Consider the following 25,524-nt stretch of genomic DNA (forward strand, 5'->3'; position numbering starts at 1 on the left):
GCCACGGCCCCTTGTTCAATCAGCTTACACTGAAGAAGATTATTCGGCGTCGCCTTCAGCGGCCTTCTTCTTGGCCGGAGCCTTCTTCTTCGGAGCGGCTTCTTCGCCTTCAGCGGCGTCGTCAGCCTTGGCGGCAGCCTTTTTCTTGGCCGGGGCCTTCTTCTTGGTTTCCGTTGCTTCTTCGGCGTCGTCAGCCAGCAGCTCTTCCTTGGAAACGGTCTTGTCCGTTACCGAGATTTCGGAGAGCAGCTTGTCGATGACCTTTTCTTCGAAGATCGGAGCGCGCAGCGAAGCGGAAGCGCCGGGGGTGTTGCGGAAGAAATCGAGGATTTCCTTCTGCTGGCCCGGGAACTGCTGCAGCTGCTGGAACAGCGCGCGCTGCATTTCTTCTTCGGTCACTTCAACGCCGGCCTTTTCGCCGATTTCGGAGAGAACGAGGCCGAGACGGACGCGGCGTTCAGCAAGCTTGCGATATTCTTCGCGGGCTTCTTCTTCGGTCGTGTCTTCGTCAGCGAAGGTCTTGCCGGACTGGGCGAGATCGGTGTTGATCTGGCGCCAGATGTTGTCGAACTCGGCGTCAACGAGGCCAGCCGGCGTGTCGAACTTGTACATCTCGTCCAGCTGGTCGAGAATCTGACGCTTGACCTTCTGGCGGGTGACGTTGCCGTACTGGCTTTCGATCTGGCCCTTGACGATTTCCTTCAGCTTTTCAGCCGATTCGAGGCCGAGCTTTTCAGCCAGTTCGTCGTTGATTTCAACGGCAGCAGCGGCAGCAACTTCCTTGACGGTGATGTCGAAGTTGGCGTCCTTGCCTGCGAGGTTCGCAGCCGGGTAGTCGGCCGGGAAGGTCACGGTGATGGTCTTTTCGTCGCCGGCCTTGACGCCAACGAGCTGGTCTTCGAAGCCGGGGATGAAGCGGCCCGAACCGAGAACCAGTTCAGCGTCTTCAGCAGCGCCGCCGTCGAAGGCAACGCCGTCAACCTTGCCGAGATAGTTCATGGTGACGCGGTCGCCGTCAGCGGCCTTGCCCTTCTTGGTCTCGTAGGTGCGGGCGCTTTCGGCGATCTTCAGGATCTGCTCGTTGATTTCGTCTTCGGAGACTTCAACAACTTCGCGGGTAACCTTGATGCCGTCATTGGCCTTCAGCTCGATGGCCGGAATGATCTCATAGGCAACGGTGAATTCGAAATCGGATTCAGCCGACAGAATCTTTTCGGCTTCCTGCTCGTCTTCGGTCATGGAGATGGCCGGCTGCGTCGCAGACTTCTCGCCGCGGCTGGAAAGAATTTCGGTCGGCTTTTCACGAACCAGCTCGTTGACGAGGTCAGCCATGATGGACTTGCCGTACATCTTCTTCAGGTGGCCCATCGGCACCTTGCCGGGACGGAAACCGTTGATGCGAACCTTGTCCTTGGCGTCAACCAGGCGCTCGTCCAGACGGGCCTTCATGTCGGCGGCCGGAATAACGACCTTGAGTTCGCGCTTCAGCCCTTCAGCGAGCGTTTCGATAACCTGCATTTTCCTAACCTTCACATCATGGCGGCGGTGCTCAGACAGCCGTTGGTTTACTTTCGAGCACTGCGCCGGAAACATCGTTCCCCGGCCGTGGCTTCCCTTATTTCTTTACACAAGCGCCTGCCGGACACCATTTAGCCTGCACCGGAGAAAAAGACCAAAGGGGAGAAATGAACCCCGAAGCTCCCCGCATCTTATAAAGATGCACTCTGGCGCAAGCGTGGCGCAGCCATGCCTTGCTTGTGGTGCGGGTAGAGAGACTCGAACTCCCACGCCGAAGCGTTGGTACCTAAAACCAATGCGTCTACCAATTCCGCCATACCCGCACGTTGGGCGGCGGTATGTCACAATGTTCAGAAAGGGTCAAGCACGCCGTTCCCCCCGCCTTTCGTTTCCTCGGGACTTTTCTCGTCCCCCGTGCCGGTGGCAGGAGGCGGACGCCCTCTTCGCTTATTCGCCACCCGCACCGGGGACAGAGCGCAACAGCCGGGCGGAGGCGATTCCGGGCGGAAAACGGCAAGCCGCATCACATCCGCCTGCCATCGACTTCCCGATCCGCCTCACCCGGCATATCGCATGCAGGCAGGCGCGGAAAACTGGCAATATTTATGCGGCTACATTGACATTATATATAGCGCGCGCCCAGTCCACATTGCCAGATTGCCGGCCCATGCTCCAAAGCAGCGATTCAGGGCTTCCGCACCCTGCCCCGCCCCTTATCCGGTCATCCCTCACGCCTTCGCACTGCCGAAGCCCTAGAGGATCACCAAAAGCACACAAATTGGTCACAAATTATGCATGAATCGCCGCAATCGGCCTCTTTTACCGGCTTGCATTGCAATGCGCGCATAGGTGACATCTTGCTTTGTCTGTTTTTGTTTTGATTAAACCGATTATATTCATGGTCATACAGAGATCGAGTTCAGCCCCGGACCAAAGCCTCCCAAGACTGGCCGCAGAGACTGAACAGCACGAAGAGGAAGATGAAAATGAACATTGCACGCTCGCTCACCAACTGGCGCAAGTATCGTCAGACCGTAACCGAACTCGGCCGCATGACCGACCGCGAACTGAGTGACCTCGGCATTGGCCGTCAGGACATCCGCCGCGTCGCCAAGACCGCCGTCGGCTTCTGATTATACGCCCCGCCGCTCCTTGCGGCGGACGCGAGACGACCTACCCAAAAAGGCCTGAGGCTCCCGCCTCCGGCCTTTTTTTCGTTTTGGGCGGTTCTCCGGGTGGAAGCGGCACTGCCACAGCCGCCCGCAGGGTCGGTAGGTGAAAAATGCATCAATGGCCGACCATTTGCGCAGCGCCCGGATAGCGTCCGAGCCCCTCCCGATGCGCCTTTTTACACCGGAAAGCCTCTTTAGCGCCGCCAAAGGCTGCAAAACCCGGCAAAACCGCCTGAAACACAGGCATTTCCGCTCATATTTTGTCCAGATGATATTCAAAGCCGCAAATTTAGCCGACATACTGCACAAATGCATGGCAGTAGCCTAAATTCTGCACTGCACAACATGGCTCAATGTCTATATATAAACCTCAACAGCCGAGAGCACAGAGAAACGCTGAGCCGGCAGACGAAATCAACAGAGATAGATTGAGGAAACGACCATGAACCCCATCCGCATCGCAAAGAACTGGATCTCCTACCGCCGCACGATCAACGAACTTGGCAGCCTTTCCAACCAGGCTCTGAGCGACATCGGCCTGACCCGTTACGACATCCGTAACGTAGCAGCCCGTTCGTTCCGCTAAGGCGTAAACGATCGTCCCGCTGCCCGACCTCCAGGGCGCGACGATTGAGCGACAGGTTAAAAAAGCGGCGCCTCTGGCGCCGTTTTTGATTCTGGCAGGATCTACTGGAAATTCTCGCCAGTCGGCGATTGACGAACATCGGCCCGGCGCACCACGCCATGCGGCACCGCCCCCCCTTTCTTGTCGGTGGCTGGTTCGCTACACTCCTCTCCCGTCATGCCGGTCCCCGGAACAAGCCCGAGGATGATCCGGCATCCAGTCACGGCGCGTCTGCGCTGTGGGAAGAGTCCGTTCAGCCCAAAGACTTGGGCTGGCTGGATTCCGGCTCAAGGCCGGAATGACGGAGGAAGATGGTCCACTACCAAAAACGCTGCCAACCATCACAGCAAATTACACATCCAGGACGGAAACGAGATCGCTCGTTACATTCGGGCGGCTCGCGGGCATAAAGACCACATCCTCTCTCACATCCCTATCCTCAAAAACATTTGGCTGCCCCGGCCATGCATGCTAGTGCATCCGCAACAATGCCGCGTCCTTCGGGACCCGTGCGGAACAATCACTCGAAAGACAGCCGCCGGACGGGAGCCTTTGCCCCGCGGCCGCCCATGGACGCCAGATGGACGCCAGCATGCAAGACAAGACCACTTCTCCCATTCACGTCGTGGGCGGCGGACTGGCCGGTTCGGAAGCCGCATGGCAGATCGCGCAAAGCGGTGTGCCCGTCATCCTGCATGAAATGCGCGGCGTGCGCGGCACGGATGCGCATAAGGGCGATACGCTGGCGGAACTGGTCTGTTCCAACTCCTTCCGCTCAGACGATGCGACGGCCAATGCGGTCGGCGTCATCCATGCCGAAATGCGGCTTGCCGGTTCTCTCATCATGGCCTGCGCCGACAGGCACCAGGTGCCGGCCGGCGGCGCACTCGCCGTCGATCGCGACGGGTTCTCCGAGGCCGTGACGAAAGAGCTGGAAAGTCACCCTCTGGTGACGATCGTTCGCGAAGAGGTAAATGGCCTGCCGCCGAAGGAATGGGGCAACTCGATCATCGCCACCGGCCCGCTGACCTCGCCGGATCTCGCCGCCGCCATCCAGGCAGAGACGGGTGAAGATGCGCTCGCCTTCTTCGACGCCATCGCCCCCATCGTGCACCGCGACAGCATCAATATGGATATCTGCTGGTACCAGTCGCGTTACGACAAGGTCGGCCCCGGCGGCACGGGCAAGGATTATATCAACTGCCCGCTGAACGAGGAGCAGTACAACGCCTTCATCGACGCGCTGATCGCCGGCGATACGGTGGGTTTCAAGGAGTGGGAAGGCACGCCCTATTTCGATGGCTGCCTGCCGATCGAGATCATGGCCGAGCGCGGCCGCGAAACGCTGCGCCACGGCCCGATGAAGCCGATGGGACTGACCAACGCCCACAACCCCACCGTCAAGGCCTATGCCGTCGTGCAGCTGCGACAGGACAATGCGCTCGGCACGCTCTACAACATGGTCGGTTTCCAGACCAAGCTGAAATACGGTGTGCAGGCGGATGTATTCCGCATGATACCCGGCCTCGAAAATGCGGAATTCGCGCGCCTCGGCGGCCTGCACCGCAACACCTATATCGATTCCCCGATCCTGCTCGACCGCTCGCTGAGGCTGAAATCCCGGCCGGACCTGCGTTTCGCCGGCCAGATCACCGGCTGCGAGGGTTACGTGGAAAGCGCCTCCGTCGGCCTCCTCGCCGGCCGCTTCGCCGCCGCCGAACAGAAGGGCGAGACCCCGAGCCTGCCGCCGGCCACCACCGCGCTCGGCTCGCTCCTCAACCACATCACCGGCGGCCACCTTTCCTCCGATGATGAGCCGGGCAAACGCTCCTTCCAGCCGATGAACATCAATTTCGGCCTCTTCCCGGAACTGGCGCCGGGTTCAATCGTCAAGCCGGAAGGCGTGAAGCGTTTCCGCGGCAAGGACAAGACGATCATGAAACGCCAGCTCATTGCCGCGCGGGCGTTGAAGGATTGCGCGGCGTGGCTCGGAACTGACGAAACGGCACCGGAGACCGACAACGTTCAACATCGTTGAGCGAACTATCGCTATGAAAAGCCTGTAGCCAATTCCATCAGCGAACATTCCAGAACGACCAGTCCGACTTGCCCTTCTGATATTTGTAATGTCGGGAGAAATACGGGTTGACTGCCGCCACATACTCGAACTCGATGGTCGTGTCGCTCAGCAACGAAATGAGCGGGCGATATTTGTAGCGACCCGAAATCACGATTGCCGTCTCTTCGGCCTTGAAGTTTCCTGCCGTCAATACCTTGTCCCACTTCACATTTTCGGCGTTGCCAAAAAAATTGTGGGGAGGAAATTCGGTCACGGGGACGTCACCCACGAGCTTGGCGCTCCTGAGCGTCAGATCGAGCTTTTCGGGATCGAGCGGCCGGCCAGCTTTCATGACAAAGGATTTGACTCCGCTTCTGACGCGCTCCTCGAATTCCGGAAAGCGGGCGGACCAGCGAGCTGTATTGTCCACCAAAGTCACGAAACGGTCGTAGCTTAGCCAGCCGCGCCCGAGTTCGATTGCCAGCGCCAGCACCAGAATCAGCACAGGCATCAACAGGGCGAATTCCACGGCGGCCACGCCGGAACGGGAACGCAGCAGCAGGACAGAGAGAGATTTCAGCTGCATCGCGATCACTCCGTCACCCGAACGGCGGTGATCGCCAGCGACACATTTTGCAATTGCGGATTCTTTCCAGAGCCGGAGAAAAGCAGATGGGTGGTGGGAAGAATGAATTTCCACTCATAACCAAGCGCCAGCAGATATTGTCCGGCCGCCGCGCTTGGCGTTTCGAACCTGTTCTCAATCGGAAATTTCACCGGTGAAGCAGCAAGGTCCGCATCCGCAATAGCGGTAAGCGATATCTTCATATTCTCTTCCGTAGTGGGGAGCAGAAAATTGGACGCAATTATGTCCCTGAAGTCCACCTTGCTGACGACCGTTCTGTTGGCCGCGGCCTTGCGAAGATATTCAGCGCCGGCACCGGCGGCCGTCGACATGTTGAGGCTGAAAAAAAGCGCAAGGCTAACTTCGATGGTGCCAAAGATCAGCACGAAATAGATCGGCAAAAGCAAGGCGAATTCGATGGCGCTCGCCGCCCGGATATCGGCAGCGAATGGCCCAAACAGATCGCGCAGACGGCGACGCAATGTCTCAAAGAGAGTCAAGATATGTGACCTCGAATGCAGTGATGATACCGCCCAGACTGTCGCTCGTCCCGGCAGCCGCAATCGACAGTTTGTAAAGCGAATAGGTATCGACTGTGACTTTGTAGCTACGGCGCTCCCAGCGGATTTCATCCGCCTTCTGGCTCATCTGAATGATTTTTTTTGCTGGACCCGTTTGCGGACGCAGCACCTGCAGTGAAATCTCGATATCGTTCGAGCCTTCGTAATCTCGGTTACGCCCGTTATACCACACCGAGATTTCATATTTGCCGGGATGCATCTCCACATATTTGAAGATCGAGCTGTTGGCGTCGCGTCTTTTTTGCCCTTCCCAATGGCTGTCGAGTTCGACGGCATAGCGGGTTGGCGGTATTCGCTCGTTTTTGCTGACAAACGAAGTTTTGTCGCTGTTCTCCTCCTCTTTGTCGCACTGCTGCGCCTCCGGCGGCTGGGAGGCCTTTTCCTCCCGCTTTGAGGGTTTGCTGCCGGCGGTCGATGCTTTTTCCTCGGACTTCGAGGCGTCCTTGTCATTTGGCTGCTCTTTGCCGGCGACCGTCGTGTCGGTTTTCTCTTTGGGAGTAGCGATCTGCGGCTCTGAAGTGCACGCTATCCCGGCAGTCGTCGGTTTTTCCTGTTCCTGCTCCCCATAACCCTGCCAGCCATGGTTCTTTCGGCAATCGGCATTGCTCCAGTCCTGGAGCTCGATACCCGGCCCCGTACCGCCATCCCATCCCAGTTCGGCATAGGTATAAACACCCCAGCAGCCGTTCGGTGTTTTGGCTCCTTTGCCGTTTTTCAGTATACGTTCCGTGCCGTTCAGCGATTTTTCGAAGGTGTTGTTGACGATGACCTCACCGTCATGGGGATAGGGCGGAATACCGCCGCAACGATAGGACAGCCGGTAGTCCAGTTTTTCGGTCTGAAACATCTTGCCGAACACGGTCTTGTAGCTGAACTTCGCCTCTATATCCGTAGTCAACCAATCGATCTTGACATCCCGGCTCACCACATCCTGCTCGGTGGAACGGATCATGGCATCGAAGGTGTCCAGTACGTTTTTACGGCGCACGTCGTCCAGCGGCACATTCGTTCGCGTCGGTTTCGTCGAACGCTCGCAGGCCTGTGCAATCACACGTTTGGACTGGCTGTAATAGGCCAAGGCCCGGCCACCTTCGAACAGAAGCCCAAAAAACAAAAGGAAAACCGGCAGAAGCAACGCCGTCATGATCGCGAAGGAGGCCGCGCGGTCCTTCATGAAAAGCGAAAACAGCCCTTCACGAACACCCTTTTTTCTTGTCCACTCAAACATCCTGAAAACACCGTCTCATGTCGCTCATCGCGGCGGGAAAGGCGCGCTGTGAAAAGCGGTGCGCCAGGGTTTCTGCCACGCTAAAAAATATCCGGCCTACCGCCGGGTGCTAAAAATTGCCTGTCGATTGGCGACTGCTTTTTTCGCAAGCAGTTCTCGCCAACCTCTCAAAATCCACGGGGTTGTTAGCATGGAAACCGTAAACCAAAGACCAACAAAAACCGGAAAATATGCTGCAAATTCATATGCTTAATTCATTTATTAATAAATTAGAACATATGAATTATTGTGGCCGTGCCGGTCATCGCCGGGCCGTTTTCGGTAATGCAGTTTTCTTCGGGGCGACAAACTTGGGCTCGCCCCTTGTCCCTCCAGCCAAGCTCGGGCAAAACAGCCCTGTTCAATCACAAGACAATGCCAGGAGATAAGATATGGACGTTCGCGCCGCAGTTGCCATTCAGGCCGGAAAGCCGCTTGAGGTCATGACCGTTCAACTCGAAGGCCCCCGCGCCGGCGAAGTGCTGGTTGAGGTCAAGGCGACCGGCATCTGCCATACAGACGATTTCACCCTGTCCGGTGCCGATCCGGAGGGCCTGTTCCCGGCCATTCTCGGCCATGAGGGCGCGGGCGTCGTCGTCGATGTCGGACCGGGTGTCACCTCGGTCAGGAAGGGCGACCATGTCATTCCGCTCTACACGCCGGAATGCCGCGAGTGCTATTCCTGCACCTCGCGCAAGACCAATCTGTGCACCTCCATCCGCGCCACCCAGGGTCAGGGCGTGATGCCGGACGGCACCTCGCGCTTCTCCATCGGCAAGGACAAGATCCATCATTATATGGGCTGCTCGACCTTCTCGAACTATACGGTTCTGCCGGAGATCGCGCTCGCCAAGATCAATCCCGACGCGCCCTTCGACAAGGTCTGCTACATCGGCTGCGGCGTGACGACCGGCATCGGTGCGGTCATCAATACCGCGAAGGTCGAGATCGGCTCCACGGCGATTGTCTTCGGTCTCGGCGGCATCGGCCTCAACGTGCTGCAGGGCCTGCGCCTCGCCGGCGCGGACATGATCATCGGCGTGGACATCAACCCCGACCGCAAGGCCTGGGGCGAGAAGTTCGGCATGACCCACTTCGTCAACCCGAAGGAAGTCGGCGAGGACATCGTGCCCTATCTCGTCAACATGACGAAGCGCAACGGCGACCTGATCGGCGGCGCGGATTACACATTCGATTGCACCGGCAACACCAAAGTCATGCGCCAGGCGCTGGAAGCCTCGCATCGCGGCTGGGGCAAGTCGGTCATCATCGGCGTTGCCGGCGCGGGCCAGGAAATCTCCACGCGCCCGTTCCAGCTCGTCACCGGCCGCAACTGGATGGGTACGGCCTTTGGCGGCGCGCGCGGCCGCACGGATGTGCCGAAGATCGTCGACTGGTACATGGAAGGCAAAATCCAGATCGACCCGATGATCACCCACACCATGCCGCTCGAAGACATCAACAAGGGCTTCGACCTGATGCACAAGGGCGAAAGCATCCGCGGCGTCGTGGTTTATTGATTGGATAAGACGCAGGCGGGCGCGCGCAACCGCACGCGCCCGCCATTTCATGCAAATGTGATCGCCTCCAACCCGCTGCAGCCATTGCGATTAACGGGACGGTAAATCTATCGTCGTAAGCCGAGACTGCGCGGTGGAGTTGAAAATCCCTCCCCGCCCAGAACGACGCCAGACCTGCGGAGAGCGACCCTGAAAATCGTACCGATCGACAACGGAAACCGCGTCGCCGCCGTCGCTCTTCTGGCGAAAGGCTTCCCGGAAAAAAGCGAGGCCTTCTGGTCGCGCGGGTTGTCGCTCGTCAGCGAACATCACGAGCGGCGCGAACTCGGTGCGATCGGGCAATTGCTGATGAAGGGCGACGATGCCGCAGGTGTGCTGCTGACGATCAAAAGCCGCCTGCCGGAGACCGAAAGGATCGTCGTCAACCTGTCAAGCTGGTATGTGGAGCCTTCCTGCCGCTGGTTCGCCCCGCGCATGTTGCAGATGGCCTCCTCCAATGAGGGCGAAATCTTCACCGATCTCACCCCCTCTCCCGAAGCCTGCAAGCTGAATGAGAGGCTGGGCTTTGCGACGGTGACCGATTGCACGCTTTTTTATCCGCTGCCCCTTGCAGCGCTTCGCCCGGCAAGCGCACGGCTGCGCCCGCCAGGAGAGATAAAACCGGAAATACTCTCCGCCGAAACGCGCGACATGCTGGAAGACCATGCCCGTCTCGGCTGCATCGTGGCGGTTATGGAGGCGGAGAACCGCCATTACCCGCTGGTCTTCCTGAAAACCACGACCAAAAGATTGCCATCCGCGCGCCTCATCCATTGCGAAGACCGGCAGGTCGCGCAAAGGCACATATCCGCAATTGCCCGCCACCTGCTTGGCCACGGCCGGCTTGCGCTGACCATGGCGGCAATGGGCGCAGAGCGAAAGGCCGGCGGGCTTGCCGCACATAAATCTGCACCGATACAAGTAAAAGGCGCATGGAACCCACGATTTATTAACGAAGCATACTCAGAGTTGGTGTTATTGCCACCGTAGGTATTTTAGTGAGTCGTGCGCGACTTGATGGAATCTTGGCCTTTACAGAAAAAGCGCCGTTCCGGGCAGGTCATTGGGAAACACGCGGGAAATGGGAGAACGAGCATGCTTGCAGCGAAAAAGAGTGAAATCGACGTTGCCGATACCATCTATTCCTATCTCTCCAACCGTTTTCCCGCCTATGCCCCCTTTTCCGCCGACACACTGCTGCTCGAAGGCGGCGTGATCGATTCGCTCGGCTTTCTGGAGCTGATGATCTTCCTCGGCGAAAGTTTCGGCATCATTCTCGATGACGAGCATTTCACGCCCGACAATCTCGGCACGCCGGCCGATCTCATCGCCTTCGTCCTCAGGGAACGGAGGAGATGACACCCCACTTCCTGCTGCACCACCTGCTTACCGCCCGCGCGGCGAGCGACGATCAGGCCCTCGTCCACAAGGCCCGATCGCTGAATTATCGCGAATTCGCTGCGGCGGCGGCCCGTTGCGCGGCGGCATTGCAGGAAGCCGGAGCGCAACGCGGAGACCGCGTCGTCATCTATCTGCCGCGCGGCATAGAGGAATGCTGGTCGATCTTTGGCGTGAGCATGGCGTCCGGCGTCTTCGTGCCGGTGAACGCATTGCTGAAGGCGCAGCAGATTCGCCATATCGTCAGGGATTGCGGTGCAAAAATCGTCATCAGCGACACCGCGATGATGGATGAGCTGAAAGCGGCGCTGGAAGACCTTCCCGAGGTCACGGTCCTGCTGGCGGAAGAGATAGAGGCCCGCGCTGGCGCACCCGCCCGGCCTTCAGCGGCAATCGGCGAAGACCTGGCCGCCATTCTTTATACCTCCGGCTCCACCGGCTCGCCCAAGGGCGTGATGCTGTCGCACCGCAATCTTCTGGCCGGCGCGCGCATCGTGCGCACCTATCTGGCAATCACCGGCAGCGACCGCATTCTGTCCCTCCTGCCCTTCAGCTTCGATTATGGCCTGAACCAGCTGCTGACGGCGGTGGAACAGGGTGCGGCCACGATCATCTCCACCTTCCGGCTGGGCGATGAGATCGTCCGCGATCTGCGCGACCATGCCATCACGGGTCTCGCCGGCGTGCCGACGATCTGGGCGATCCTGACAAAAGCGGCCCCGTCGCTTGCAAAGACGCCTCTGCCGCATCTGCGTTACATCACCAATTCCGGCGGACGCGTGCCGCAGGAAACCGTAAAAGCGCTGCGCGAGAAGCTGCCGGATACGAAAATCTACCTGATGTATGGCCTCACGGAAGCCTTCCGCTCCACCTTCCTGCCGCCCGATGAAATCGACCGCCGCCCGACCTCCATCGGCAAGGCCATTCCCGAATGCGAAATCTTCATCGTCACCGATAAGGGACAGAGGGCGAAGCCGGGTGAGCCCGGCATTCTCGTCCATCGCGGCCCGACCGTCTCGCTGGGTTACTGGAACCGGCCGGAGGATACGGCAAAGGTGCTGCGCCCTCACCCCTTCATTCCGGCGGCGCTGGGCGGCGAGACCGTGTGTTATTCCGGCGATCTGGCGGTGGAGGACGAGGATGGTTTCTTCAGCTTCGTCGCCCGCAACGATGCGATGATCAAATCGTCCGGCTATCGCATCAGCCCGACCGAGGTTGAGGAAAGCCTGATGTCGACAGGCCTTTTCCAGCAGGTCGCCGTCATCGGACTGCCCGACCCCTTCGCGGGCGAAAAGGTCCATGCCGTGGCGACTGCCGCCAACCAGAATATCGATGTAACGGCGGCGCTGAAGAAGGCCGCCGAAATGCTCGCCCCCTTCATGATCCCGCGCGCCATCGAACTGGTCGAACGGCTGCCGGTCACGGCCAATGGCAAGGTGGATTACCGCGCGCTGGTGCGCGAACGGACGGACAATGGCGCCAACGGATAAACCCCAGAGCCACGGCCCGGCTTTTGCGGCCGGGTTGTTCGACATAAGCGAGAACGATCTGATGATCGGCGGACTTCCCGTGCGCGATATTGTCGCCGGGACCGGAACGCCTTGCTTCCTCTATGACGCCGCCGCCATGCGCCGCGCCTATCGCGATCTCGAAACCGCGCTCGGCGGTTTTGCCGATATCTATTATTCGGTGAAGGCCAACCCCCTGCCCGCCATCGTCTCGCTTTTCCGGCAGGAAGGTGCGGGTGCGGAAATCGCTTCCGTCGGCGAATACCGCGCCGCCATCAGGGCCGGCGTCGCAACGCAAAACATCATCTTCGCCGGCCCCGGCAAAGGCATGGCCGAGCTGCGCGAAGTGATCGAGGGCGGCATCGGCGAAATCCACATCGAAAGCGCCGAGGAAATCGCCCGCATCGAGGCAATCGGCAAGCCGGTCAAGGCTTCGATCCGCATCAATCCGGTGCCGGATGCACAGGCCGGCGCGATGCGCATGGGCGGCAAGGCCACGGCCTTCGGTTTCGATGAGGAAGAGCTGGAAAATGTCCTGCCGCTCTTCAAGGACGCCCGATATATCGATCTCGTCGGCGTCCATATTTACGGTGGCACGCAGATCCTCGATGCCGACATGCTTGTCTCCCAGTGGCGACACGGCATTTTCCTTGCCGCGCGCATGGCCGGGATGCTCGGCAAGCCGCTCGAAACCATCGATCTTGGCGGCGGTCTCGGCATTCCCTATTTCGCAGGCGAAACGCCGCTCGATCTTGAAAAAGTCAGCGCCGCCATTCCCGACCTCAAGGCGCTCGTAAAGGCGCATCCGCTGATAACCGACGCCCATGTCATCGTCGAACCCGGCCGTTTCCTCGCCGGTCCCGGCGGCGTCTATGTGGCGGAGGTGAATTCGGTAAAGACCTCGCGCGGCACCACCTTCGTGGTGATGGATGGCGGCATGCACCACCACCTCGCCGCCTCCGGCAATCTCGGCCAGATCGTCAAGCGCAACTATCCCATCATCGCACCGGCCATGATGCTGGCGGAGCATGAGGAAACGGCAACCATCGTCGGCCCGCTCTGCACGCCGCTCGATACGCTTGCCCGCAATGCGGCGCTGCCGAAGCTCAAGGCCGGCGATCTCCTCGCTATCCTGCAATCGGGCGCCTATGGCGCCAGCGCCAGCCCTGCGGGTTTTCTGAGCCATGCGGCGGCGAAGGAGGTGCTGGTGGAGAATGGGGTGTTTGAGGTGATCGGGCGATAATCACCCCCGCAGCAACCTGTCCCCCACCGCGAACTTCGATTTCAACAGACACTCGTCATATTCCGCCTCGGCAACGGAATCGAACACGATACCGCCGCCGACATTGAAGACGGCACGGCCGTCATCAAACAGGCTGAGCGTGCGGATCGCCACGGAGAACCGCATCTCACCACTTGGAGACATGAAGCCGATTGCGCCGCAATAGGCGTCGCGCGGCGTCGCTTCCAGCTCGCGCAGAATTTTCATCGCCCACATTTTCGGTGCGCCGGTAACGGAGCCGCAGGGAAACAGGGCGGCGAAGATATCTTCCACCGTCACGTCAGGCAGAAGTTTCGCCCGCACATGGCTGACCATCTGGTGCACGGTCGGATAGGTCTCGATATCGAACAGCCGTGGCACATCAAGGCTGCCGACTTCGGTGATGCGGGAAATATCGTTGCGCAGCAGATCGACGATCATGCGGTTTTCGGCGAGCGTCTTTTCGTCCGCCAGCATCGCCGCGACAATCGCCCGGTCTTCTTCCGCATCGGCTCCGCGCGGCGTCGTTCCCTTCATCGGATGGGTTTCGATGAAACCTTGCCCGTCAACCGAGAAGAACAGTTCCGGTGAGCGCGACAGGATGACCGGGCCGCCGAGATCGACCAGCGCGCCATATTTCACTGGCTGCCGTTCGATCAGCGACCAGAAGGCCGTCAGCGGATCGCCGCTCCAGCCGGCATGGACCGGCATGGTCAGATTGCCCTGGTAACAGTCGCCGCGACGCAGATGGTCGTGTAACCGCGCGAAACGCTGGCAATAGTCTTGAAGGGTCCATGCCGGCACGGGATCGGACAGAAACGCATCCGCGTCCGGCAGATTTGCCGGGCGCGCAAACCGTCCCTCATCCGGCTGCGGGCCGGAAAAGACGCCGAAATTGAGAAACGGCACGTTGCGAGGCTCGTCCGCAAATGGCGCGAGCTTCGGCTCGAACAGGAAACCCGCTTCGTAGGACATATAGCCGGCGAGGTATTTCCCGGCCCGGCGCAGCTCTTCCATGCGCTTGAGCGCAGCAAAAAACGACGCCGGTTCATCCGCGACGATGATCTCTTCCGGCTCGGTGAAGGCTGTCACCGTGCCGGTCGTATCATCCCGGAAAAGAACGTAAGGCGCGTGTGCCAAGGAAAGCGTCCGAAACAGGAGAAAAAGTCGGGAAGAGTCAGATGGGGTCTATATCGCCCCGCGCCCACATTTCGATGGTTTCCGCATAAAAATCGGCGAAACGGCCTTCCTCGATAGACTTGCGGATACCCTGCATCAGCTCCTGATAATAGGCAAGATTGTGCCAGGAGAGCAGCATGCCGCCCAGCGCCTCGTTGGCGCGGGTGAGATGATGCAGATAGGCGCGGGAATAATCGCGCGAGGCCGGGCAGTTGGACTGCTCGTCGAGCGGGCGCATATCTTCGGCATGGCGGGCATTGCGGATATTGACCTTGCCGCGACGGGTAAAGGCAAGCCCGTGACGGCCGGAGCGCGTCGGCATCACGCAGTCGAACATATCGATGCCGCGCGCCACCGATTTCAGAATGTCATCGGGTGTGCCGACGCCCATCAGGTAACGCGGTTTTTCGGTGGGCAGCACCGGCAGCGTGATATCGAGCATGCCGAGCATCACATCCTGCGGCTCGCCGACGGCAAGGCCGCCGACCGCATAACCCTTGAGATCGAGCTGCTTGAGGCCCTCTGCGGAACGAATGCGCAGATCCGGCTGGTCGCCGCCCTGCACGATGCCGAACATGGCCTTGCCGGGTTGCTCGCCAAAGGCAACGCGGCAGCGCTCGGCCCAGCGCAGCGACATTTCCATGGCGCGCTCGATTTCCTTGCGCTCGGCCGGCAGCGCGATGCATTCATCGAGCTGCATCTGGATATCCGAATCGAGCATGCCCTGAATTTCAATTGAGCGTTCCGGCGACATATGGTGCAGCGAACCGTCCACATGGCTCTTGAAGGTCACGCCCTGCTCGTCCAGCTTGCGCAGGCCGGAAAGCGACATGACCTGAAAACCGCCGCTATCGGTGAGGATCGGATGCGGCCAGCGGATCAGCTCATGCAGACCGCCGAGGCGGGCAACACGCTCCGGACCCGGCCGCAGCATCAGGTGATAGGTATTGCCGAGAATGATATCGGCGCCCAGCTCGCGCACCTGATCGAGATACATGGCCTTGACGGTGCCGACCGTGCCGACCGGCATGAAGGCGGGCGTGCGGATGACGCCGCGCGGCATGGCGACTTCGCCGAGGCGCGCGCCGCCGCTCGTGGCTTTCAGGGTGAAGGTGAATTTGTCGTGCATCAGTTTTTCCGGAACAACAGGCTGGAATCGCCATAGGAATAGAAGCGGTATCCGGTTTCGATGGCGCGCCTGTAAGCGTCACGCATCGTTTCGAGACCGCAGAAAGCCGAAACGAGCATGAACAGCGTCGATTTCGGCAGGTGGAAATTCGTCATCAGAATATCGACCGCCTTGAAGCGGTATCCCGGCGTGATGAAGATGCCGGTGGCGTCGGACCATGGGTGGATAACGCCATTCTCGTCGGCAGCACTTTCGATCAGGCGCAGCGAGGTCGTGCCGACACAAACAATCCGTCCGCCGCGCGCCTTTACGGCATTCAGCCGGTCGGCGGTTTCCTGCGACACATGGCCGATCTCGAAATGCATCTTGTGATCGTCGGTATCGTCGGACTTCACCGGAAGGAAGGTGCCTGCCCCAACGTGAAGCGTCACGAAATGCCGCTCGATGCCCACCTTGTCCAGCGCGGCAAATAGATCGGGCGTGAAATGCAGCCCGGCGGTGGGGGCGGCAACGGCTCCCTTTTCGCGGGCGTAGATGGTCTGGTAATCGGTCTGGTCCTGCGCATCTTCCGGGCGCTTGGCGGCGATATAGGGCGGCAGGGGAATATGGCCGACGGAGGCAATCGCCTCGTCCAGTACCGGGCCGGAAACGTCGAACAGCAGCGTGATTTCGCCATCCTCGCCCTTTTCCTCGACGGTGGCTTCCAGGTGGGCAAGGCCGCAGGCATTGTCGCGCTCATAACCGAACCGGATGCGGTCGCCCTGCTTGATGCGCTTGCCGGGACGCGCGAAGGCCTTCCAGCGAGACTGATCGGTACGCATGTGCAGCGTGGCCGAAACCGCCGTCTCCGGCGCACCTTCGCGCAGGCGTACACCTTCCAGCTGGGCGGGAATGACGCGGGTATCGTTGAACACCAGCGCATCGCCGGGCTTCAGGAAGGACGGCAGGTCGAAGACGCGATGGTCTTCCATGCGGTTCTCATTCGGATCGACGACGAGCAGGCGCGCGCTATCACGCGGGTTCGCCGGGCGCAGGGCGATATTCTCCTCGGGCAGATCGAAATCGAACAGGTCTACACGCATTGCAAAGGCTCTCGAAAATATCAAAACCCGCCCTGCATTGCATGGGGCGGGTGGAAGGTGGTGACAAGACTTCCTCTAACGAGGCGTCATCCTCGGGCTTGTCCCGAGGATCTAACGATCCACAACGTCAACGTGGTTAGATCCTCGGGACAAGCCCGAGGATGACGACGGAGAGGTTCTGACAACCTTCTCAACATTCGAACCGCCCCGCAGTTGCCTGCGGGGCGGCGTGATTCATTATCCCTCAGGCCGCAGAAGCGAGCTTGATGGAAACGATCGAATCCGGGTCCTTCACCGGCTCGCCGCGCTTGACCTTGTCGATGGCTTCCATGCCTTCGATGACCTGGCCCCAGACGGTGTACTGCTTGTTGAGCCACGGCGAATCCGTGAAGCAGATGAAGAACTGCGAGTTGGCAGAGTTCGGGTTCTGCGAACGGGCCATGGAGCAGGTGCCGCGCACGTGCGGAATGGCGGAGAACTCGGCCTTCAGGTCCGGCTTGTCGGAGCCGCCCATGCCGGCGCGTGCCGGGTTGAAGCTTTCCGCACCCTTCTTGCCGAACTTCACGTCGCCCGTCTGGGCCATGAAGTCTTCGATGACGCGGTGGAAAACGACGCCGTCATAAGCGCCTTCCGATACGAGTTCCTTGATGCGGGCGACGTGGCCCGGAGCAACTTCCGGCAGCAGCTGGATCACGACCTTGCCGGTCGTCGTTTCCATGATGATGGTGTTTTCCGGATCCTTGATCTCGGCCATGATTATTCTCCTCTGTTCGGGCTCTATTGCCCTTACCTTACTTTTTGCCGACGGTGACCTTGATCATCCGGTCGGGGTTGGAAACTTCGCCGTTACCGCCGGCGCCGCGCTTGATCTTGTCCACGGCTTCCATGCCGGACACGACCTTGCCGACCACGGTGTACTGGCCGTTCAGGAACGGGCCATCAGCAAACATGATGAAGAACTGCGAGTTGGCGGAATTCGGATCCTGCGAGCGGGCCATGCCGACCACGCCGCGCGTGAAGGGAACCTTGGAGAATTCGGCCGGAATATCCGGCAGGTCGGAACCGCCCGTACCCGCACGCTGGGCGTTGAAGCTCTTTTCCATGTTGCCATACTGCACGTCGCCGGTCTGCGCCATGAAGCCGTCGATGACGCGGTGGAAGGCGACATTGTCATAAGCGCCCTTCTTGGCCAGCGCCTCGATCTGCGCCACGTGCTTGGGCGCGACATCCGGCATCAGCTCGATGACAACGGGACCATCCTTCAGCTGGACGGTGAGAAGTTCGGCGGCGGAAGCAATGGTGCTGGCGGCAAGCGCGCCTGCAAACATGGCGCCGGCAAAGGCAAATCGAACGAGTTTCATCGGATTGGCTCCAGAATGTGGGGCTGAAGTCAGCGCTTCAGCTTGGCGTTGAGGGCTTCAAGCACGGCTTTCGGCACGAAGGCGTCGACATTGCCGCCCATGGCGGCGATCTGCCGGACCAATGTGGCTGTAATGGGTCGCGACGAGGTGCCGGCGGGCAGGAATACGGTCTGGATATCGGGCGCCATCTGGCGGTTCATCCCGGCCATCTGCATTTCATAATCGAGATCGGTGCCGTCGCGCAGGCCGCGCAGCAGAAGGCGCGCGCCGTGCTCCCGGGCGGCATCGACGACCAGATTATCGAAGGAGACGACTTCCATGCGCGCCGCTTCGCCCGGCAGATGTTCGGCAAGCGCCCGCTTTATCAGCCCTGCCCGCTCCTCGAAGCTGAACAGCGGCGCTTTTCCGGGATGAATGCCGACGGCGACGATGACTTTCGACGCCACGTTCAGCGCCTGAATAAGCACATCCAGATGTCCGTTGGTCATCGGATCGAAGGATCCTGGATAAAAGGCAATCGTCATATCGCTCTCAGGTGGTGGGCGCGTCTCGACGCTTCAGCATATGTGCCGCCTTTTGTCATGGAGAGGCACGCGGCGCAAGACTTTATAACCACCCCTCACAAGCGCGGCTGCGGCGTGAACCCCGGATGAATGGGCCGTTCAGTGCGGTTTCACAGCTATTTTGTTTAAATGCACAACATCGGGAAACCGAAACGCCCCTCACTCGTTAAGCATCCGGAGAATTGAAAATGCTGGCCTTCATGATCGTCCTTTCGATCATCGCATCATTCGCTGCCGAGTATCTTTTTCTCGAATGACGACATCAGCCAGTTTCCTGAACGCCAGATGAACGAGCCATTCAAGGAAGTTTCACAGGCGCGATGCTAATCGATTTTTACGGTTGACGCGGAACATGTCGAGACATGGCGCGTTAAGAAAGAACCAAAGGAACGGACAGATGTTTATAAGAGAAAAACAGTCTACTTCGGCGAAAATCAGCGTCATCAGCACAGCCTGGACAGTACTGGTTATCGCAATGGTAGCAACGACGTTTAGCCTTTATGAACAGAAGCCTGAAAAGCTGGGCCCGGACTATCCGCAGCTGACCGCCCGTTATCAGTATATGAATTATTACTGATAACGGAGAGAATTTTCTCAAAACTCCCGGAGACGATATCATGTTCACATTTCTGACAATGCTTCTTGCCCTGATCAGCGTTATGTTCGTGACATCGATGGTTTCCGTGGTCGCCGAGATGCGACGTGAGGACGAGGAATTCAAGGCGATGATCCGGCGCGACCGCGCCTTCTGAGCGCGACGGGCCGGGCAGACGGCCGCTTAAAAGTGATTCTTTTCAACCGCCTGGACCTTCCGGGCGGTTTTATTTTGCGCCTCGCGGGGGCAACACGGCGAAGACGATGGTGGAAAATCCCGCCTCCAATCACACAAGCGTTTTCAAAACCCCGTTTTTCCAAGGCAAATTCCCTTCAATTTCCGTTTGGATTGATTTAAGGAACGCCGATACGTTGCGGGCCGGACAGCCGGCGACCGCGATGACGTTCCTGTGAGGTTTGCATAACGATGCTCGATTCCCTGAGAAATGCTTCTCGAACCATGGCAGCCAAGCTGCTGCTTCTCCTGCTTGTTGTCTCTTTTGGCATCTGGGGCGTTTCCGCATCGCTTGTCACCGCCAATTCCCACGCCGTCATGACAGTGGGCGACCAGACGGTCAGCCCCGAGGAATTCCGCCTCGCCTATCAGCGCCAGATTTCCGATCTCAGCCGCCAGTTCGGCACAAGGCTGACGACCGAACAGGCCAAGGCCTTCGGCATCGACCGTCAGGTCTTCAGCCAGCTTGCGGCCGGTGCAGCGCTTGACGAGCTGGCCTCGAAGATGAATCTCGGCCTTTCGGAAAACCGCCTCGCCAACCTCATTGCCGAAGACCCGGCCTTCAAGTCGGTCAACGGCCAGTTCGACCGCAATCTCTTCAGCGAGCGCCTGCGCAATTCCGGTTTCCGCGAGGATGACTATATCAAGGAACGCAGCAAGGTCGCCGTCCGCAGCCAGATCGTCGAAGCCGTTTCCGACGGTTTTGCCGCGCCGCAGGTGCTGGTGGAAGCGCTCAAGCAATATCGCAACGAGCAGCGCGCCGTCGATTACGTCATTCTTTCGAACGCCGTCATTCCGCCGGTCAAGGCGCCGGGCGACGACGTGCTTGCCCCCTGGTTCGAAACCAACAAGACGAAATATCGCGCGCCCGAGTTCCGCAAGTTCACCTATGTGAAGCTTGAGCCGTCCGATATCGCCGATCAGGCCGCCGTCACCGACGCCCAGATCGCCGATTATTATAACAGCCACAAGGACAGCTTCCGCACCGCCGGCCGCCGCACGGTGGAGCAGCTGACCTTCCCTGAAAAGGAAATGGCAGAGGCCGCCGCCGAGCAGATCCGCCTCGGCAATACCACCTATGACCAGGTGGTGAAGGATCAGGGCAAGACCGCTTCCGACGTCACGCTCGGCGAATTCACCAGGGATACCATCCCCGACCAGTCGATTGCCGACGCCGCTTTCGCCATCCAGAAGGATGGCGGCGTATCGCCGGTGGTCCAGGGTTCCTTCGGCCCGGTTCTCCTGCGCGTCACCGGCATCAAGCCGGAAACGACCCGCACGCTGGAAGAGGCGAAGGAAGATATCCGCAAGGACCTCGCCACCGCCGCCGCTGCGGAAGAAATCACCAATGTTCACGACCGTTACGAGGATCTGCGCGCCGGCGGTTCTTCGCTCGCCGATGCGGCAACGCAGTTGAACCTGAAACCCGTCACCATCGCCGCCATCGACGCTTCCGGCCTCGATGAAAAGGGCGATGCGGTAGAGGGCCTGCCCTCCCCGCAGCTGGCGCAGGAGGTCTTCAAGACCGAACCCGGCACGGAAGCGCTGCCGATCAATCTCGGCCGTGAAGGCTACATCTGGTTCGATGTCGACCAGATCATCGCCGCCCGCGACCGCACGCTTGCCGAAGTTCGTGACGATGTCGTGGCCGACTGGACGGCGGAGCAGCAGCGCAACGCGCTTGCCGCCAAGGCCGAGGAACTGAAGGCGCGCGTCGAAAAGGGCGACACGCTGGAAACCGTGGCCGGTGAGCTCAGCCTTGCCGTCGAACAGAAATCCGGCCTGCGCCGCAACAGCGAAGACGCTATTTTCGGCCAGCAGACGATCGCGGCGGTCTTCTCCGGCGCGGAGGGCAAGGTAGGCACGGCGGCCGATGCTGACGGTTCCAGCCGCATCCTCTTCAAGGTCACCTCGGTCGACACCAATGCGCCTGCCGACGCGCTCGCCAATGACGACCAGCAGTTCGCCGCCATTGCCCGCGCGGCCGGCGACGACATGCTGGACCAGATGGTCAACCGCCTGCAGAATGACTATGGTGTCACCATCAATCAGGCCCTCGCCGATCAGGCGATGGTCGGCTTCTAACCGGGGGGGGGCGACAAGATGGCCGAACTGAAGCCGCTGATCGCCAAGGTCGCAAATGGAGAAAGCCTGAACCGCGAGGAATCGCGGGCGGCTTTCGACATTCTGATGTCGGGCGAAGCCACGCCGTCGCAGATCGGCGGTTTCCTGATGGCGCTGCGCGTGCGCGGCGAAACGGTGGACGAAATCGTCGGCGCCGTCTCCTCCATGCGTTCCCGCATGCTGCCGGTTTCGGCCCCCGCCAATGCCATCGATATCGTCGGCACCGGCGGTGACGGCATCGGCACCTATAATATCTCGACGCTCGCCTCGATCATCGTCGCCGGCACCGGCCTGCCGGTCGCCAAGCATGGCAACCGGGCGCTGAGCTCCAAATCCGGCACGGCGGATGCGCTCTCGGCGCTCGGCGTGAAGCTCGATATCGGTCCGGAACTCATCGCCCGCTGCATCAGCGAGGCGGGTCTCGGTTTCATGTTCGCGCAGCTTCACCATTCGGCCATGCGCCATGTCGGCCCAAGCCGCGTCGAACTCGGCACGCGCACCATCTTCAACCTGCTCGGCCCCCTCTCCAACCCGGCCGGCGCCAAACGGCAACTGCTCGGCGTCTTTTCGCCGCGCTGGCTGGTGCCGCTTGCCGAAGTGCTGCGCGATCTTGGTTCGGAAAGCATCTGGGTCGTGCATGGCGACGGCATGGACGAGGTGACGACCACGGGCGTTACCCATGTCGCGGCACTGGAAAATGGCAAGATCCGCACCTTCGACCTGACGCCGAAGGATTTCGGTGTCGAGCCCGCTTCCATGGAAGATCTGAAGGGCGGCGACGGCATTGCCAATGCGGCGGCGCTGCGCGAGGTTCTGTCCGGCAAGCGCAACGCCTATCGCGACGTGTCGCTGTGCAACGCGGCCGCAGCGCTGGTTATCGCCGGCAAGGCGGAGACACTGTCTCAGGCGATGGCGATCGTCAGCGAAGCGCTGGATAGCGGCAAGGCCGCAGCCGCGCTCGACCGTCTGGTTGCCGTGTCCAACGAGGATCAGGAATGAGAGCGAGATCATGAGCGACATTCTGAAAAAGATCGAGATTTACAAGCGCGAGGAAATCGCCGCCGCCAAGGCGAAGGTTTCGCTGGCCGATCTGAAGGCCATGGCCGCAGGCCAGAGCGCACCGCGCGGTTTCTACAGGGCGCTCCGGGCAAAGCAGGCCGAAGGCAAGTTCGGCCTGATCGCCGAAATCAAGAAGGCCAGCCCCTCGAAAGGCCTGATCCGTCCGGATTTCGATCCGCCGGCTCTGGCCGCCGCCTATCAAGCCGGCGGCGCCGCCTGTCTGTCCGTGCTGACGGATAGCCCAAGTTTTCAGGGCGCCCCGGAATTCCTGACCGCCGCCCGCAATGCCTGCGCCCTGCCGGCGCTGCGCAAGGATTTCATGTTCGAGACTTATCAGGTGCATGAGGCTCGCGCCTGGGGCGCGGACTGCATTCTCCTCATCATGGCCTCGCTTTCCGACGACGAGGCGAAACGCCTTGAAGATGAGGCTTTCGCGCTCGGCATGGATGTGCTGGTGGAAGTACATGATGAGGAAGAAACGGAACGGGCGCTGAAGCTCGCTTCGCCGCTTCTCGGCATCAACAACCGCAATCTGCGCACCTTCGAAGTCAGCCTCGAAACCAGCGAGAAGCTCGCAGGCCTCGTGCCGGCGGAAAAGCTGCTGGTCGGCGAAAGCGGCATCTTCACCTTCGAGGATTGTAAGCGTCTCGAAAAAAGCGGCATCGGCACCTTCCTCGTCGGCGAAAGCCTGATGCGCAAGGACGATGTGACGGCGGCCACCAAAGCCCTTCTGACCGGCCAATCCGGCATTCTGGCAGCGGAATGATGCAGCGATGAGCGAGGCTGGAAAGCTCACCCATATCGATGCGGGCGGCGAGGCACATATGGTCGATGTCGGCGACAAGGCCGAGACCGTCCGTGTCGCCGTCGCCGAAGGCTTCGTGAAGATGAAGCCGGAAACGCTGGCGCTCATCCGCGAGGGTAATGCCAAGAAGGGCGATGTCATCGGCACCGCACGCCTTGCCGGCATCATGGCCGCCAAACAAACGGCAAATCTTATCCCGCTCTGCCATCCGCTGATGCTGACAAAGGTGGCGGTGGATATTACCGAAGACGCTGCCCTGCCCGGCCTGCGGGTTGAAGCGCTGGTAAAACTGTCCGGCAAGACCGGCGTGGAGATGGAAGCGCTGACCGCCGTGTCCATCGCCTGCCTGACGATCTACGACATGGCCAAGGCCGCCGACAAGGCGATGGAAATCGTCAATATCCGCCTTCTCGAAAAGAGCGGCGGCAAATCCGGCGATTTCCGGCGACAGGAGACTTGAATGAAACCGCTGCTGCCCGTGGATGAGGCCATAAGACGCCTTCTGGAAGCAGCGGTTCCGGTGACCGAAAGCGAAACCCTGCCGCTTGCCGAATGCGATGGCCGGGTTCTCTCGGCCGATCTCACGGCGCGCCTCACCCAGCCGCCATTCGACGCCTCGGCCATGGACGGTTATGCGCTGCGCAGCGCCGATGCGGCGGCGCTCGGCTCGGTCCTCACCGTCATCGGTCAGGCCGCCGCCGGCCATGCCTTTACCGGCACGGTGGGTGAAGGCCAGGCCGTGCGCATCTTCACCGGCGCGCCCGTGCCGCAGGGTGCGGATTCCATTCTCATTCAGGAAGATGCCGAAGTGCTGGAGGGCGGAAAAATCCGCACCACCTTCGACGTCACCGCGGGGCGACATATCCGCCCGCGCGGACAGGATTTTACCGAAGGCGAAGCAGCCCTGAAGACCGGGCAGGAACTCGGTTTCACCGACCTGACGCTCGCGGCAGCGATGAACCATGCCGCGCTCACTGTCTATCGCAGGCCGCGTATCGCCATACTCGCCACCGGCGATGAGCTGCTGCCGCCGGGAAGCGCGCCGCAGCCCGCGCAGATCATCGCCTCCAACACCTTCGGCGTCGCAGCCCTCGCCCGGCAGGCAGGTGCGGACGTTCTCGATCTCGGCATCATCGCCGATGATGACAGGCTGATCCGCACCGCCATCGGCAAGGCGGTCGCGGCGAAGGTCGATGTGCTGGTGACGCTCGGCGGCGCCTCCGTCGGCGACCACGACCTCGTACAGGCCGCCTTGAAGGCGGAGGGCATGCAGCTCGATTTCTGGCGCATCGCCATGCGTCCGGGGAAACCGCTGATGGTCGGGTCCATCGGCGCCATGCAGGTTCTGGGCCTGCCCGGAAACCCGGTTGCCAGCCTCGTCTGCGGCCTGCTGTTCCTCGAACCGCTGCTCCGCAGCATCGCTCGCCGCACGCCGCTGCAACGCACGACCACCGCCCGCACCGCCACGCCGTTGAAAGCGAATGATCACCGGCAGGATTACCTCCGCGCCCGTTTCAGCACGGACGAAAACGGCCTGCTGGTGGCGGAAGCCCATGCGAAGCAGGATTCATCGATGATGAAGATATTGGCCCATTCCGACGGGCTGATCGTGCGCCCGCCAAATGCGCCGGCGGCGGCGGCCGGGGCGGAATGCCCGGTCATCAGGCTGAAACCCTGACACGCATGCGATGCGGCCGGACCTGCGGCCGGCAGCATAACTGACCTCTTCCTGAACCCTACCGAATGGTTGCCGCGCCGTCACAAAACGGCGCTGCCGCGTGCCGCATGGCACAGAAACCGAAGATAAGACTGTAACATTC

General features: G+C 60.4%; 25 protein-coding genes and 1 tRNA gene. 15 read left to right on the forward strand and 11 right to left on the reverse strand.

Annotated elements, in window-relative coordinates:
• Positions 1-39: 39 nt before the first annotated feature.
• Entirely contained in the window at positions 40-1,518 is a 1,479-nt protein-coding gene (tig, locus tag EM858_RS13565; protein WP_127756907.1) for a trigger factor, read from the reverse strand.
• Between the two features lie 240 nt (positions 1,519-1,758).
• Positions 1,759-1,841, reverse strand: a tRNA-Leu gene (locus tag EM858_RS13570).
• 663 nt (positions 1,842-2,504) lie between these two features.
• On the opposite strand from EM858_RS13570, the gene EM858_RS13580 reads away from it, so the two are divergent.
• From EM858_RS13580 to trmFO, 3 genes are all read left to right on the forward strand, one after another.
• Positions 2,505-2,651 carry a DUF1127 domain-containing protein gene (locus tag EM858_RS13580; protein WP_004433052.1) on the forward strand — a complete coding sequence of 49 codons (147 nt, stop codon included), beginning with the start codon at positions 2,505-2,507 and terminating at the stop codon, positions 2,649-2,651.
• Positions 2,652-3,132: 481 nt separating this feature from the next.
• The gene (locus EM858_RS13585) at positions 3,133-3,276 is read left to right on the forward strand and encodes a DUF1127 domain-containing protein (protein WP_003495735.1); all 144 of its coding nucleotides are present in this window, start codon (positions 3,133-3,135) and stop codon (positions 3,274-3,276) included.
• 619 nt (positions 3,277-3,895) lie between these two features.
• Positions 3,896-5,353: a methylenetetrahydrofolate--tRNA-(uracil(54)-C(5))-methyltransferase (FADH(2)-oxidizing) TrmFO gene (gene trmFO, locus EM858_RS13590; RefSeq protein WP_164865423.1), complete on the forward strand. Its 1,458-nt coding sequence runs from the start codon at positions 3,896-3,898 to the stop codon at positions 5,351-5,353.
• 37 nt (positions 5,354-5,390) lie between these two features.
• On the opposite strand, the gene EM858_RS13595 is transcribed toward trmFO, so the two are convergent.
• From EM858_RS13595 to EM858_RS13605, 3 genes are read right to left on the reverse strand one after another with little or no spacing between them, the layout of a single operon-like run.
• Positions 5,391-5,960: a TadE family protein gene (locus tag EM858_RS13595; RefSeq protein WP_127757055.1), complete on the reverse strand. Its 570-nt coding sequence runs from the start codon at positions 5,958-5,960 to the stop codon at positions 5,391-5,393.
• A gap of 5 nt (positions 5,961-5,965) precedes the next feature.
• Positions 5,966-6,499 carry a TadE/TadG family type IV pilus assembly protein gene (locus EM858_RS13600; protein WP_127757056.1) on the reverse strand — a complete coding sequence of 178 codons (534 nt, stop codon included), beginning with the start codon at positions 6,497-6,499 and terminating at the stop codon, positions 5,966-5,968.
• Positions 6,486-7,808: a pilus assembly protein gene (locus EM858_RS13605; RefSeq protein ID WP_127756909.1), complete on the reverse strand. Its 1,323-nt coding sequence runs from the start codon at positions 7,806-7,808 to the stop codon at positions 6,486-6,488. Before EM858_RS13605 ends, EM858_RS13600 begins: the two co-directional genes overlap by 14 nt.
• Positions 7,809-8,239: 431 nt before the next feature.
• On the opposite strand from EM858_RS13605, the gene EM858_RS13610 reads away from it, so the two are divergent.
• The 5 genes from EM858_RS13610 (at position 8,240) to EM858_RS13630 (ending at position 13,555) form a co-directional block, all read left to right on the forward strand.
• The gene (locus EM858_RS13610; protein ID WP_127756910.1) at positions 8,240-9,367 is read left to right on the forward strand and encodes an S-(hydroxymethyl)glutathione dehydrogenase/class III alcohol dehydrogenase; all 1,128 of its coding nucleotides are present in this window, start codon (positions 8,240-8,242) and stop codon (positions 9,365-9,367) included.
• Between the two features lie 288 nt (positions 9,368-9,655).
• Entirely contained in the window at positions 9,656-10,396 is a 741-nt protein-coding gene (locus EM858_RS13615) for a hypothetical protein (RefSeq protein WP_164865424.1), read from the forward strand.
• A gap of 105 nt (positions 10,397-10,501) precedes the next feature.
• Positions 10,502-10,765 carry an acyl carrier protein gene (locus tag EM858_RS13620; RefSeq protein ID WP_127756912.1) on the forward strand — a complete coding sequence of 88 codons (264 nt, stop codon included), beginning with the start codon at positions 10,502-10,504 and terminating at the stop codon, positions 10,763-10,765.
• Entirely contained in the window at positions 10,762-12,294 is a 1,533-nt protein-coding gene (locus tag EM858_RS13625) for an AMP-binding protein (protein ID WP_127756913.1), read from the forward strand. The genes EM858_RS13620 and EM858_RS13625 overlap by 4 nt, the downstream gene beginning before the upstream one ends.
• On the forward strand, positions 12,278-13,555 hold the full coding sequence (locus tag EM858_RS13630) for a type III PLP-dependent enzyme (protein ID WP_164865425.1): 1,278 nt from the start codon (positions 12,278-12,280) through the stop codon (positions 13,553-13,555). Before EM858_RS13625 ends, EM858_RS13630 begins: the two co-directional genes overlap by 17 nt.
• Here EM858_RS13630 and EM858_RS13635 read toward each other — a convergent pair whose 3' ends face one another.
• The 6 genes from EM858_RS13635 to coaD all read right to left on the reverse strand — a co-directional run bounded on the left by EM858_RS13635 (position 13,556) and on the right by coaD (position 18,848).
• A complete protein-coding gene (locus EM858_RS13635) occupies positions 13,556-14,713 on the reverse strand; it encodes an aminodeoxychorismate synthase component I (protein ID WP_127756914.1) in 1,158 nt (385 codons plus the stop codon).
• Positions 14,714-14,750: 37 nt separating this feature from the next.
• Complete coding sequence (gene tgt, locus EM858_RS13640) at positions 14,751-15,881, reverse strand: tRNA guanosine(34) transglycosylase Tgt (RefSeq protein WP_031233875.1); 1,131 nt, start codon at positions 15,879-15,881, stop codon at positions 14,751-14,753.
• Complete coding sequence (gene queA, locus EM858_RS13645) at positions 15,881-16,963, reverse strand: tRNA preQ1(34) S-adenosylmethionine ribosyltransferase-isomerase QueA (RefSeq protein WP_127756915.1); 1,083 nt, start codon at positions 16,961-16,963, stop codon at positions 15,881-15,883. The genes tgt and queA overlap by 1 nt, the downstream gene beginning before the upstream one ends.
• 244 nt (positions 16,964-17,207) lie before the next feature.
• The gene (locus EM858_RS13650; RefSeq protein WP_020810245.1) at positions 17,208-17,717 is read right to left on the reverse strand and encodes a peptidylprolyl isomerase; all 510 of its coding nucleotides are present in this window, start codon (positions 17,715-17,717) and stop codon (positions 17,208-17,210) included.
• Positions 17,718-17,754: 37 nt separating this feature from the next.
• Positions 17,755-18,324: a peptidylprolyl isomerase gene (locus EM858_RS13655; protein ID WP_080816902.1), complete on the reverse strand. Its 570-nt coding sequence runs from the start codon at positions 18,322-18,324 to the stop codon at positions 17,755-17,757.
• 29 nt (positions 18,325-18,353) lie between these two features.
• Positions 18,354-18,848, reverse strand: coding sequence for a pantetheine-phosphate adenylyltransferase (gene coaD, locus EM858_RS13660; RefSeq protein WP_020810243.1), 495 nt, complete (start codon positions 18,846-18,848; stop codon positions 18,354-18,356).
• Between the two features lie 436 nt (positions 18,849-19,284).
• On the opposite strand from coaD, the gene EM858_RS13670 reads away from it, so the two are divergent.
• The 7 genes from EM858_RS13670 (at position 19,285) to glp (ending at position 25,382) form a co-directional block, all read left to right on the forward strand.
• On the forward strand, positions 19,285-19,464 hold the full coding sequence (locus EM858_RS13670; RefSeq protein WP_003522749.1) for a hypothetical protein: 180 nt from the start codon (positions 19,285-19,287) through the stop codon (positions 19,462-19,464).
• 40 nt (positions 19,465-19,504) lie between these two features.
• Positions 19,505-19,639 (forward strand): hypothetical protein, encoded by a 135-nt coding sequence (locus EM858_RS27620; RefSeq protein WP_003522748.1) that lies wholly within the window; start codon positions 19,505-19,507, stop codon positions 19,637-19,639.
• 269 nt (positions 19,640-19,908) lie between these two features.
• Entirely contained in the window at positions 19,909-21,801 is a 1,893-nt protein-coding gene (locus EM858_RS13680; protein ID WP_127756916.1) for a peptidylprolyl isomerase, read from the forward strand.
• Positions 21,802-21,819: 18 nt separating this feature from the next.
• A complete protein-coding gene (gene trpD / locus EM858_RS13685; protein WP_127756917.1) occupies positions 21,820-22,839 on the forward strand; it encodes an anthranilate phosphoribosyltransferase in 1,020 nt (339 codons plus the stop codon).
• 10 nt (positions 22,840-22,849) lie between these two features.
• Positions 22,850-23,665 (forward strand): indole-3-glycerol phosphate synthase TrpC, encoded by an 816-nt coding sequence (gene trpC / locus EM858_RS13690; protein WP_127756918.1) that lies wholly within the window; start codon positions 22,850-22,852, stop codon positions 23,663-23,665.
• 7 nt (positions 23,666-23,672) lie between these two features.
• Positions 23,673-24,164 carry a cyclic pyranopterin monophosphate synthase MoaC gene (gene moaC, locus EM858_RS13695; protein ID WP_065655981.1) on the forward strand — a complete coding sequence of 164 codons (492 nt, stop codon included), beginning with the start codon at positions 23,673-23,675 and terminating at the stop codon, positions 24,162-24,164.
• The gene (glp, locus tag EM858_RS13700; protein WP_127756919.1) at positions 24,165-25,382 is read left to right on the forward strand and encodes a gephyrin-like molybdotransferase Glp; all 1,218 of its coding nucleotides are present in this window, start codon (positions 24,165-24,167) and stop codon (positions 25,380-25,382) included.
• Positions 25,383-25,524 lie beyond the last annotated feature (142 nt).

The organism is Agrobacterium sp. CNPSo 2736 (genome assembly GCF_004005385.1).
GTDB classification, from domain to species: Bacteria; Pseudomonadota; Alphaproteobacteria; order Rhizobiales; family Rhizobiaceae; genus Agrobacterium; species Agrobacterium leguminum.